Below are 11889 nucleotides of genomic sequence, written 5' to 3'. Positions count from 1 at the left end.
GCGAGTGGTTGCCCGGGCCCGCTGTTTTTTGTGGGGGCGGCGCGGTGGGCCCGGGCGGGGCCCCCCGCGCACCCTTGTTAAATACCGGCGGCGGGGGGGGGGGCCCCCCGCGTCGCTGCTGTCGGTCAGCGGGTCTTCGCCTCCCGGAGCTGGCCACAGGCGGTCCGCAGGTCCCCGCACCAGGTCACCCTTCTCGCCCGGTGCCTGACCGAGGCCGCCTGCCTTCGCACCGCACGCCGTCTCGCCCCGCAAGCCTCGTCCGTGGTGATCCTCAGCGCGAGCGAGGCCCTGCACGGTGCCGTTGCCCTGCTCGGCGGGACCCGGCATCTGCGGTTCGTTCATGAGGCGGTCACCACCGAAGATCGTCCCGTCCGGTGGCTGGGCCGGCTCGCCCGCAAAGGCGAGAAGCGGGTGATCGCGCTGTACCCGACCGCCGCCGTCCGTGACCAGGTCGGACCGGGCTTTCCTCACCTTCCAGGCGGGGTAAGGGCGTTCGCGGTTGATGAAGGACGCCCGCTTACCGACGCTGAGCGCGACGGAGCTCGTAGCGCCTTCACGATTCCCGCCGACGCGAAGGCGGTGTGCGTGGTCGGCGGCTGGTGGCCGTACAAGGACATCCCTACCGTCGATACGGCCCTCGCCCGCCTCACCGCCCCGCTTCACGTCCTGGTGTGCGGCACACCGCTGGACGACGCCGTCCTCACACGCTGGCACCAGCTCCCCAACGTCCACCTGCACACCGTGCCCGGCCCGGTCGGCGACCAGGTCCTGCGGCTGGTGTACGCCGCTGCCGACGCGGCCCTCGTCGCCCGGAAGTCCGGCGTGGGCAAGGAATCCGGGCTGGTCATGGACGCCGTCCGCCTCGGCGTACCACTGATCGTTTCCACGCACGACCCCGAGCTGACCGCCCGCCTCGCCGGGGAACCGTGGACCCGGCTCTTCGCCGCCGGCGATCCGGACGCCCTCGCCAAAGCGCTGGACCAGCTCACGGCAGACGTTCCCGCCCGCCCAGGCCCGTCAGCGCTCGGGGCTCTGGACATGAGCTCGGCGGCCGACCAGGCCGCCTTCCTCACCGACACCTACGCCCACCTGACCAAGGAATCCCGATGAAGACACCCGTCTCTCCCGCCCTGGTCGCGGTGGTCGGCCCGGTCGAACCGGCCCTGCTGGCCGCCTGGACCGCCCACTACCGTCGACTCGGCGTCGAGCGGTTCCACCTCGCCTTCCACTTCCCCGACCACATCCACGACGCCTGGCGGCACCAGCTCATCGCGGCTAGCCACGACCTCGGCATCGTCCCTGCCCGGATCAGCACCGGACCCTGGCACGAGCACACCAACACCCAGCTCCGCGACCTCCTGCGCGAGCAGGCGGGGCCCGGCTGGCACCTGATCGCCGACTCCGACGAGTTCCAGACCTACCCCGCCCCGCTCAACGAGATGATCGCCTGGGCCGAGGCCGCCAAGCACAAGGTGATCGGTGGGCTGACGCTCGACCGCGCCACGAACGACGGGCGGCTGGCACTGTGGCGGCCGGAAATCGGACTGGACCGGTCCTTCCCGCTCGGCGGGCACCTCACCCACCGGCTGCTGAAGGGCGATCCCCGCAAGATCGTCCTTGCCCACTCCTCGGTAGCCGTTGCATCCGGCAACCACCGGGCACCGGGCCACAAGCCAGACCCGGACACGCTCGCATGCGTACACCACTTCAAGTGGCGCTCGGGCGTCCTGGACGACCTGCGACGACGGGTCGACCGGTTCACGTCCGGTGACTGGGTCGAGCACACCCCGGCCGTCCGCAGCGAGGCGTCCCGCCTGTTGCAGCACATCGACCGCCACAACGGCCGGATCGATGTCGCCGACCCGCGTCTGGCCTTCCGTCACGTCACGCTCGATCGACTGCCGAGCGGCTGGGCCGCCGAAGCCGCCAAGATCACAGCCATCTGGCGCCCACACACGGCTCAGAGCCAGCCCGGCTCCACGATCTCCTCGCCCTCGTCCTGAGGCTTCTCGAAGCGAGCAAAGAAGTCATCCAGCGCCTCCGGGGTCACGACCAGAGCGTTGGCGTCTTCCCGCTCATTGCGCTCCGCCAGCCTGCGCAGCAGCTCCTCGCGCTCCACCGGGAAGTACAGCAGCCGCCACCGGCCGCCGGCCGCCTCCACCAGCTCCTTCATCGCGTCGCGGTCCTTACGCGGCCACAGCCCGTGGTCCCACACCACGTCCCGGCCCTCGGCGACCAGCTCGGCGAGCCGCTCGTGCAGCTCGGAGACGACCGGAGCCTCCTTCTCGAAGTAGGTGTTCTCCGGGTAGTCGACGCCGTACCGACCGTGCCGCTCATGGACGACCTCGTCCACCGACAGCCGCACTGCACCCTCCGGCTCCAACTGCCGCTGGGCATAAGTGGTCTTCCCCGAGCCGGTGAGCCCCACCAGCAGGAACACCACCGGAGTGTCCTCGGCCACCGCCAACTCCCTCCAACACCACCAGCGCTCCTCGGCCAGTTTGCCACCGTCGGCCGGCCCAAGGCTCCGTTCCTCCTCACCACCACCCGAAGGAACCGCTCGTGTCCGCCTCCGTACTCGCCCGCGCGCTGCGCGCCTACGTCCGCTACGCCCCCGGAACGGTGGGCAAGGCCCGACTCGTCGGCCACTTCCTCGACGAGCACCTGCGAATCCACCCCGCCCACACCACCGTCAGGCTGCGGTCCGGCGACAAGATCGGCGTCACCACCAACGACGTCATCCAGCGCTACCAGTACCTCTTCGGCGAGTGGGAGCCGAACCTGAGCGCCTTCCTCCGCGACCGGCTCCGCCCCGGAGACACCTTCATCGACGTCGGCGCCCACCGAGGCGCCTTCAGCCTCCTTGCCTCCCACGCAGTCGGCCCCCATGGCCACGTCATCGCCGTAGAACCCTCCCCGCAGTTCCACGACGACCTGACCGCCACTATCACTGCCAATCGCCGCACCAACATCCAGTCGATCCGATCGGCAGTCTCCGACACTCACGGCAGGCAGACCCTGTACCTGGAGGACCCCACCAACCTCGGCCACACCACCTCCGTGCGGCCCCGCCATGCCCACATGACCTTCGACGTACAGACCGCGCCGCTGGCCGACCTCATCAGCAGCGCCCAGTTCGCTACCACTCGGATCATCAAGATCGACGTCGAAGGCGCCGAAGCAGCAGCCGTCCGCGGACTCCTACCCGCGCTCGCGCACTTGCCGGACGACGCGGAGCTTGTCGTGGAGGTCACCCTTCGGCTCTTGGCCAAGCAGGGCGAGAGCGCCACCGGGATCATCGACATCCTGAGCGAGAACGGCTTCCATGCGTACACGCTCACCAATGACTACGACCCGACCACCTATCCCAGGACCATGCGGCACCCGCAGCCGCCCGTTCGATGCACCACGGTCCCCGAGGAGATGACCGACCTGGTGTTCTCGCGCACCGATGCGGGCCACCTCGTATCCGGGCGTTGAAGCCGCCCGCGCTCCAAAAGGGAGCCGACATCCCCGGATGCCCGCACGACCCCGAAGAATCCGAAGCACGTCGACAAGGAGCGGACACGGTGAGCAGCAAGAGTGTGATGAACAGTCGCAATGCAGTCTGCGTGATCGTCCACGACAAGAACACCGACACGGTCGCATCCCTGCTCTACGGGGCCCGTAGCTGGTCCCCGAAACCGGTCTGGACCCTTCCCGGCGGCAAGGCCGAACCCGGCGAACCCCTCGACGAAGCTGCCGCCCGCGAACTCAAGGAGGAGACGGGCCTTCTCGTCGACCCGGCCAACCTTTCACTCGTCCACGTCGTTCACGTCGAGCAGGGCTGGGACCGGTCCGGGCAGTTCGTGCTCTTCGCCTTCGCCACCGACACCTGGACCGGTGAACTGAACAACGCCGAACCGGACAAGCACCTCGCAGTTCAGTGGCTCGCGGCCGAACGCCTCCCCGAGCCCGCGTTTCCGACAGCCGCACAAGCCCTGGCCGCGTACAGGGATGGCGGCCCGTCCTTCTCCCGCTACGGATGGCCGGCCACCATCACGAACTGAATCGTCTCGCTGTTCTGGACGGCCCGGCGGCCGCACGGCACCGCGCCTGATCAGTGGGGACTCGCCTACGTCGAGCCGCGACCAGGAACGCGCTCGACGTAGGCTCACCGGCATGAGCCTGCGCCTGAGCACCGTGATCCTTCCTGTCGACCGCTGGCACGAGGGAGGCCGCGCCAAGTGGCAGCGCGCCGAGGAACTCGGCTTCCACGCCGCGTACACCTACGACCACCTCTCCTGGCGCAGCTTCCGCGACGGCCCGTGGTTCGGCGCCCTGCCCACCCTCACCGCCGCCGCCACGGCTACGGACCGCTTGCGCCTGGGCACCTTGGTCACGTCGCCAAACTTCAGACACCCAGTGACGCTCGCCAAGGAACTGATCTCGCTCGACGACATCTCCGACGGGCGGGTCACCCTCGGCATCGGCGCCGGCGGCAACGGCTTCGACGCCACCGCGCTCGGCCAGGAGGCGTGGACACCGAAGGAGCGGGCAGACCGGTTCGGCGAGTTCGTGCCACTGCTCGACCGTCTACTCACCGAGGGCGCGGTCTCACAGAAGGGCGACTTCTACACGGCTGAGGAGGCCCGCAACCTTCCCGGCTGCGTACAGCGGCCCCGACTGCCATTCGCAGTGGCGGCGACGGGCCCACGCGGCCTGAGGCTCGCAGCGAAGTACGGGCAGGCGTGGGTGACGACCGGTGACCCGAAGCTGTACGAGGAGGGGACCCCGGAGCAGTCGGTGAAGGCACTCCGCGGGCAGATCGAAAGACTCGGCAAGGCGTGCGCCGAGGCCGACCGAGACGTGGCCGACCTCGACAAGATCCTGCTCCACGGCTTCACCCCCGACCGGAACAGGCCGCTGGAATCCGTGGACGCCTTCGTCGACTTCGCCTGCCGCCATCAGGAGCTCGGCTTCACCGAGATCGTGATCCACTGGCCGATCCCCGAGTCGGACTTTGCGGCTGGCAAGGCAGTCTTCGAGCAGATCGCCACAGAAGCAGTCGCCCAGCTCGGTTGAACGCCGACGATCGACGGACGGTCTGGGGATGCTGACCACCATCTTCAATAGGGCTTGATCTGTCCCTCTTCCCATGAGAGCCTGCAAGGCTTTGCTCACAGCGATGAGGTGTTGGGGGAGAAAATGACGATGCCGTCGGCAAATCCGGGGCAGGATGGCAGGGACGAGAAGGTCGCCAGGCTGGCCGCCGGTTCCGCCAACTTCGGCCACCTTCTTGGCCACCAACCCTTGCTGGTGACTCTCGGATGCTCGGCGGAGTCATACGTCCACACCGACCCACACGCCGCGATGTTCAAGTGTCGACTTTTCGGCGAGGTCATGGCTCGGCATCTGCTCGCACTGGTCAACGTCAGAGTGTCCAGCACGAGTCAGTTTGACCGGGTCAGGGCTCTCGCTGATCACGGTGTGATTGTGCCGCAGGTCCACGCTTGGTTCGAAGAGATCCGGTTGACAGGCAACCGGGCGGTCCACGAGTACTACGCGAACGTCCGTGCCGCGCTCCAGACGGTGGAGGCGTGTTTTCGGCTCGGAGACTGGCTGCATCGTTCTCTCACTCCTGCCGACACCACACACCGGGTGTTCCTGGCTCCGGCCCGGCCTTCCGCTGCCCCTGTTCCCACCACCGCCGCGGACCAGCAGGAGCTGGAGCAGCTCCGCGGCGAACTGGAGGCGTATCGCCGGCGACTGGAAGAGGCGCGGCTCCGCTTCGATGGCAAGCAGGACAGGCTGGAGCGCGAGCGGGCCGCCCGAGCCCAGGCCGAGTCGGAACTGGCTGAGGCCGAGGGGGAGCGTGCTGCGCTCCACGATCTGGTCGCCGAACTCAGCGAGCAGATCGACGAGCTCACCGCCGCTGCACTGGAGGCCAGCACGCCGGCCCAGCCGCTGGACAATGCATCGAAGCGGGACGAGTTCATCTCCCATGCGCAGAAGGCCGCCCGGCCGCCGATGAACGAAGCTCAGGTCCGCAAGGAGCTCGACAAGGTTCTCGAAATGGCGGGCTGGACCGTCCAGGACGACAACTCGAAGAACCTCTTCGCCGGGCAGGGCGTCGCGGTGGCGGAGGTGTCTACGGCCGTCGGCCGGGCCGACTACCTCCTCTACGTCGACCAGCGGCTTGTGGGAGTCATAGAGGCCAAGCGGGAGGGAGCCGACCTGGAGGCAGCTATGCAGCAGGCGGCACGTTACGCCACCGGTCTCACGCGTAGCCAGCAGCTCAGCGCCTGGCGCGCCAGCCTGCCCTTCCGCTACGTGGCGGACGGCAACACCGTCCGATTCCACAACGCCCTCGACCCGTCTCCGCGTACCCGTGAAATCTTCGCCGTGCACCGTCCGGAGACGATCGCCCGCTGGATCGACGAGGCTGAGGCGGACCCGGCCGCGCCGACGCTGCGGGCACGTCTGCGTCGACTTCCTCAGACCTTCCTCGACCCGGACCCGCTCCGCCCCGCCCAGGTGAAAGCGATCACTGGGCTGGAACGCTCGCTGGCCAAGGACGACCCCCGCGCCCTCATCCAGATGGCCACCGGGGCTGGGAAAACGTACACGGTAGTCAGTGAGAGCTACCGGCTCCTCAACCATGCGGGTGCCAAGCGGGTGCTGTTCCTGGTGGACCGGAACAACCTGGGCACGCAGGCCGCCACAGAGTATGAGAACTACGACACCCCGGACGACGGCCGCAAGTTCACCGAGCTGTACGTGGTGCAGCGGCTCGCCGGTGACACCGTTCTTGGCTCGGCCCATGTCGTGGTCTCCACGGTGCAGCGGCTGTGGATGGCACTGACCGGCCGACCCGTTCCCAGCGCGGACGACAACGACGAGAAGCTCGACGGCTACGACCTCGTAAAGGAGCCGGTGGAAGTCGCCTACAACCCGGACCTTCCCCCGGAGACCTTCGACCTGATCGTGGTTGACGAGTGCCACCGTTCCATCTACGGCAAGTGGCGCGCGGTGCTTGAGTACTTCGACGCACACCTGGTCGGATTGACCGCGACGCCTGTGGCGCAGACCTTCGGCTTCTTCTTCCAGAACCTTGTCAGCGAGTACCCATACGAGCAGGCGGTCGCCGACAGGGTCAACGTGGACTTCGACGTCTTCCGTATCCGCACCGAGCTCGGCGAGAACGGCGGCACGATCCCTGCGGAGACCGTCGTGCCGATGCGTGAGCGCAAGACTCGCCGGGAGCGCTACCAGGAGCTGGAAGATGACCTGGAGTGGAAGGCGTCGCAACTGGGACGCCAGGTGATCAGCAAGGGGCAGTTGAAGCTCGTGCTGGAGACGTTCCGCGACCGTCTCTTCACAGATATCTTCCCACCGGTCGGAGAGGGAGAGACACAGCGATCGCGTACTCACGTCCCCAAGACACTGATCTTCGCAGTTGATGACAACCACGCTGATGAGATCGTGCAGATGGTCCGAATGGTCTTCGGAGAGAACGGCACCGACGACTTCTGCCGGAAGATCACTCACGCCGCTAAGCGACCGGCAGAACTGATCAAGGCATTCCGCAACAGCCCGGAAATGCGCATCGCGGTGACCGTCGACATGATTGCCACTGGTACAGACATTCCGCCGCTGGAGTGTGTGTTCTTCCTTCGAAATGTGAAGAGCTGGGCCTACTTCGAACAGATGAAGGGCCGAGGTTCTCGGACAATCGACCCGGCGGAGTTTCAGGCGGTGACTCCGGATGCCAAGGTCAAGGAGCGGTTCGTGATCGTGGACGCGGTTGGCGTAACGGACTCCCCGCGTGTGGACGCCCGTCCGCTCAATCGGGCCACGGAGCGAAAGCTCCCGCTGGAACGACTCATGGCCAAAACGGCGGGCCTCGCCATGACCGAGGACGAGATCGCTACCCTGGCAGGGCGCCTTGCCCGACTGGATCACCAGCTCACCTCTGATGAACGAGGCGAGATCGAAGAACTCGCCGGCCAGCCCTTGCAGGAGATTGTTGGCGGCCTGGTACGCGCGGTCGACCCCGACCAGCAGGAGCGTGCCCGCCGCATTGGCGGCCCTGAGCAGATCCGGCAGGACATGATCGAAGCTCTGAAGCCGATCGCCTCCAACAGCGAGCTGCGTGCCCGCCTCATGTCGATGCGCCGCGCGCACGACATCGTCATCGACGAGGTGAACGCGGACAGCCTGATGGAGGTGCACGGTGTCACGGCGGATGAACTCGCCATGCGCCGGGTCACTTCGTGGCAGCAGTACCTCAAAGAGCACCAGGACGAAATTGCCGCGTTCAACATCGCCTTCAGCGAACGACGTGATCCGAAGGAGGTCTACCACCGTCTCCGTGACCTCGCTCGCCGTATCGAGCGTCCTCCTTTCCAGTGGACTCCGACGGGTCTCTACGAGGCGTACATCCAGCTCGGGAAGGCGAGCGAGCGACCGAAGGGCAAGGCCGGCGTAGTCGACCTCATCGGGTTGCTCCGGTACGAGCTGGGCCTCGACAAGGAGGTCCGCCCCTACCGGGTACTCGTGGAGGAGCGGTACACAGCTTGGCTGGCCCAGCAGGAACAGGCGGGCGCAGCCTTCACTCCGGACCAGGTGTGGTGGCTCGACAAGATTGTGGACGTGATCGCGACGGACGCCGCGATCGAACCGGACCAACTTCGCGACGTACCCTTCATCGAGCGCGGCGGCGTGGACGGCTTCCTGAGGGACTTCGGAGCCGAGCGCGGAGCCGAGATACTGGATGAGATGGGACGGGAGCTGGGTGCGTGAGTGAGGGTGGCATTCCCTCGGATCTGCCGAAAGGGTGGGCGCGCGCCCGACTCGGCGACATTATCACTCGGATCGAGGCTGGCAAGTCTTATAAGTGCGAGCCTCGTCCTGCCTCTGCTGGCGAGTGGGGCATTATCAAAGTTAGCGCAATGACATGGGGAAAGTTTGATGCCGCAGAGAACAAAGCGGTACCGGATGGCGTCCCCTTCAATCCTGAATACGAGATCCGCGCTGGGGATATTCTCCTGAGTAGGGCCAATACTGCGGCATATGTTGGCGCATCGGTGATCGTTCACAAAAGCCCAGCCCGCCTCCTGTTGAGCGACAAGAGCCTTCGAATCGTTCCTGCCCGCGGCATTAGCAGGGACTGGCTAGCGCACCTTCTATCGTCGCCATATATTCGATCGCAAATTTCCCGGCGGGCTACCGGCACCAAGGACTCCATGCGTAATATCTCGCAAAGTGCAATCGCCGAGATTGAGTGTATGGTGCCTCCTCTCGGAGAACAGCGGCGCATCGTCTCTGCTCTTGAGGAGCAACTGTCACGAGTCGATGCAGCTGAAAAAATTCTCTATGATAGCGCGCATAGAATTGAGCGATATCTCCAATCCTCTTTGCGTCGAATGACGTTGAGCTATCGTTCGGTTCGACTGGGCGATGTCTTGGCTGATGGGCTGACGAACGGTCGATCAGTTCCGACACGAACTGGAGGATTCCCGGTTCTTCGTCTCACCGCCCTGTCTGGCCCGTATGCCAATCTTGCGCAGCGTAAGGAAGGGGACTGGGAGGCGACCGATGCGGAACCATTCCTCGTCAAGCCAGGAGATTTCCTCATTTCTCGTGGTAATGGATCCGTTTCTCTAGTTGGGCGTGGTTCGCTCGTTTCGGAAGTGGAAGACCCGGTTGCTTATCCTGACACCATGATCCGGGCACGTCTGAAAAGGGAAGATATTTACCCGGAGTATCTGCGAATTATCTGGTCGTCTATGCATGTGAGGCAGCAAATCGAACGCCAAGCGCGCACCACTGCGGGGATCCATAAGGTAAACCAGAAGATTCTGGGAGCAGTGGAATTCCCGCTTCCAGATCTTCTCACGCAGAAAGAAATCTGCGCCAGGTGGTCCGAGATTGAGGAAAAAGGGGACCTTCTGAGTCGCACGGTTGTAGCGAGCAAGCATCGCAGCACCAGTCTCCAACGTTCCCTGCTAAGTGATGCCTTTACTGGTCGTCTGGTTCCCCAGGACCCCTCCGATGAATCCGCGGATGCCGTACTCGCCCGCATTCGTGTCGAGCGGCAGGCAGAAGGTACGCCCAAGGGCCAGCGGCGGCGTGGATCGCCAGCCATGCGTGAGCCCAAGGGTCCACAGGCGCCAGACACACCGCCGCCGCCTGTTAGAACCGCCCTTACTGCCTCGATCACTCAGACCACTTTCGACCAGGAGATCCCCTCGTGACCACGACGGAGGCCCGTCGGCTTGTCGACAAGCTCTGGAGCTATTGCCACGTCCTTCGGGACGATGGTGTCTCCACCATCGACTACGTTGAACAGCTGACGCTTCTTGTCTTCCTCAAGATGGCGCATGAGGCACAGTCCCGACCGCCGACCTTCCGGGAACAGATCATGCCCGAGGGGCCGATTTGGGAAAACCGAGGCTGGCCCGAGCTGCTGAAAAATGACGGCGCCGCACTCGAAGCTGCGTACACCGAGCTGTTGGAAGACCTCGGCAAGCAGCGGAGGGACACCACCTTCTACCTGATCTTTAATGGGGCGCGGAACCGTATCCACGACCCCGCAAAACTAAAGCGCTTGGTCAAGGACCTGATTGACAAGGAGAACTGGTCAGGCCAGAAGACTGATATCAAGGGTGACGCGTACGAAGAGCTACTGGCCCGAGGCGCAGAAGACATTAAGTCGGGCGCGGGTCAATATTTCACTCCGCGACCGCTAATCCAGGCCATCATCGACTGCGTCCGCCCGACACCAGAAGACACAATCACTGACCCTGCCTGTGGAACGGGCGGATTTCTCCTTGCCGCTGCCGAATACCTCATCCACGAGTACGGCAGCCGACTCACGCCCGAGCAACGCCAGCACCTCAGCGACGGCGGCATCTGGGGCACCGAGTTGGTCCGGGGTACCGCACGGCTCGCCGCGATGAACCTCTTCCTGCACGGCATCGGTCAACCCACCAAGGCTGCCCTCGTCCGTTCCCGCGATGCCCTCGCCGCGCCGCCCGACAAGCGGGCGAGCCTGGTCCTCGCCAATCCGCCGTTCGGCAAGAAGTCGTCCATCACCATCTACGGTGACGATGGGACCGCCGCCCGGGAGGCCATCGCCTACGAACGGCGCGACTTCTGGGTCACGACGACCAACAAGCAGCTCAACTTCGTACAGCACATTGCCTCGCTCCTGGAGATCCACGGACGTGCGGCCGTCGTCGTTCCGGACAACGTGCTCTTCGAGGGAGGCGCTGGCGAGACCATCCGCCGCCGCCTGTTGAACGAGTACGACGTCCACACTCTGCTGCGCCTGCCCACCGGAATCTTCTACGCCGGCGGCGTCAAGGCCAACGTGCTGTTCTTCGACCGGAAGCCGGCCCGCCCCAACCAGCCCTGGACGCAGAAGCTCTGGGTTTACGACTTCCGCACGGCCCAGCACTTCACTCTGAAGCAGAACCCGCTCACGAGGTCCCACCTCGAAGACTTCGTGCAGTGCTTCAAGCCGGACGAGGATCGTGCAAAGCGAGTCGAGACCGAGCGCTTCAAGCCGTTCACCTACGACGAGCTGGTTGCCCGCGACAAGGCGAACCTCGACATCACCTGGCTGCGTGACCCGAGCCTCGACGATGTTGACAGTCTTCCTGCTCCTGAGGTTCTGGCGGCCGAGATCGTCGAGGACCTCCAGGCTGCCCTCTCGGAGTTCGCTGCGATTGCCGAGACGATGGAGCAGGCCAAGGCAGATCGCCAGCTGTCTAACGAAGCGGAGCCAGGCAGCAGAGAGAACGGGTAACTCGAAGGGGAGATCACCCTCGGCAGGGTGATCATGGGGTGCAGGAGACTCGCCAACTGTGCCCCACCCCAGGGCCCTTGTCAGTGCTCCGGTTT

The 11889-nt window shown here is 65.3% G+C and carries 9 protein-coding genes; 8 read left to right on the top strand and 1 reads right to left on the bottom strand.

What is annotated here, in order from left to right; translation table 11 throughout:
- Window positions 1-261 precede the first annotated feature (261 nt).
- Complete coding sequence (locus ACFXBC_RS01835; RefSeq protein ID WP_385017385.1) at window positions 262-1110, top strand: glycosyltransferase; 849 nt, start codon at window positions 262-264, stop codon at window positions 1108-1110.
- Entirely contained in the window at window positions 1107-2003 is an 897-nt protein-coding gene (locus tag ACFXBC_RS01830; protein ID WP_385017383.1) for a glycosyltransferase family 2 protein, read from the top strand. Before ACFXBC_RS01835 ends, ACFXBC_RS01830 begins: the two co-directional genes overlap by 4 nt.
- Here ACFXBC_RS01830 and ACFXBC_RS01825 read toward each other — a convergent pair.
- Window positions 1961-2461 carry an AAA family ATPase gene (locus ACFXBC_RS01825; RefSeq protein ID WP_385017380.1) on the bottom strand — a complete coding sequence of 167 codons (501 nt, stop codon included), beginning with the start codon at window positions 2459-2461 and terminating at the stop codon, window positions 1961-1963. The genes ACFXBC_RS01830 and ACFXBC_RS01825 overlap by 43 nt on opposite strands.
- Before the next feature lie 101 nt (window positions 2462-2562).
- On the opposite strand from ACFXBC_RS01825, the gene ACFXBC_RS01820 reads away from it, so the two are divergent.
- The 6 genes from ACFXBC_RS01820 (at window position 2563) to ACFXBC_RS01795 (ending at window position 11794) form a co-directional block, all read left to right on the top strand.
- Complete coding sequence (locus ACFXBC_RS01820) at window positions 2563-3480, top strand: FkbM family methyltransferase (RefSeq protein WP_385017377.1); 918 nt, start codon at window positions 2563-2565, stop codon at window positions 3478-3480.
- An 89-nt stretch (window positions 3481-3569) separates the two neighbouring features.
- Window positions 3570-4049, top strand: coding sequence for an NUDIX domain-containing protein (locus ACFXBC_RS01815; protein ID WP_385017374.1), 480 nt, complete (start codon window positions 3570-3572; stop codon window positions 4047-4049).
- A gap of 112 nt (window positions 4050-4161) precedes the next feature.
- Complete coding sequence (locus ACFXBC_RS01810; protein ID WP_385017371.1) at window positions 4162-5064, top strand: LLM class flavin-dependent oxidoreductase; 903 nt, start codon at window positions 4162-4164, stop codon at window positions 5062-5064.
- Between the two features lie 123 nt (window positions 5065-5187).
- Window positions 5188-8784: a DEAD/DEAH box helicase family protein gene (locus tag ACFXBC_RS01805; RefSeq protein ID WP_385017368.1), complete on the top strand. Its 3597-nt coding sequence runs from the start codon at window positions 5188-5190 to the stop codon at window positions 8782-8784.
- Window positions 8781-10238, top strand: a complete 1458-nt coding sequence (locus tag ACFXBC_RS01800) for a restriction endonuclease subunit S (RefSeq protein ID WP_385017365.1) — start codon at window positions 8781-8783, stop codon at window positions 10236-10238. The genes ACFXBC_RS01805 and ACFXBC_RS01800 overlap by 4 nt, the downstream gene beginning before the upstream one ends.
- Window positions 10235-11794: a class I SAM-dependent DNA methyltransferase gene (locus ACFXBC_RS01795; protein WP_385017362.1), complete on the top strand. Its 1560-nt coding sequence runs from the start codon at window positions 10235-10237 to the stop codon at window positions 11792-11794. Before ACFXBC_RS01800 ends, ACFXBC_RS01795 begins: the two co-directional genes overlap by 4 nt.
- Window positions 11795-11889: the final 95 nt, after the last annotated feature.

The organism is Streptomyces sp. NPDC059398, from assembly GCF_042751845.1.
In the GTDB taxonomy this organism is placed as follows: Bacteria; Actinomycetota; Actinomycetes; order Streptomycetales; family Streptomycetaceae; genus Streptomyces.
This window is presented reverse-complemented; position numbering and strand designations above follow the sequence as displayed.

Bases quoted from the DNA above. Each gene is read 5' to 3' on its own strand.
- ACFXBC_RS01830 (WP_385017383.1), top strand. From the start codon at position 1,107: ATGAAGACACCCGTCTCTCCCGCCCTGGTCGCGGTGGTCGGCCCGGTC.
- ACFXBC_RS01805 (WP_385017368.1), top strand. From the start codon at position 5,188: ATGACGATGCCGTCGGCAAATCCGGGGCAGGATGGCAGGGACGAGAAG.
- ACFXBC_RS01810 (WP_385017371.1), top strand. From the start codon at position 4,162: ATGAGCCTGCGCCTGAGCACCGTGATCCTTCCTGTCGACCGCTGGCAC.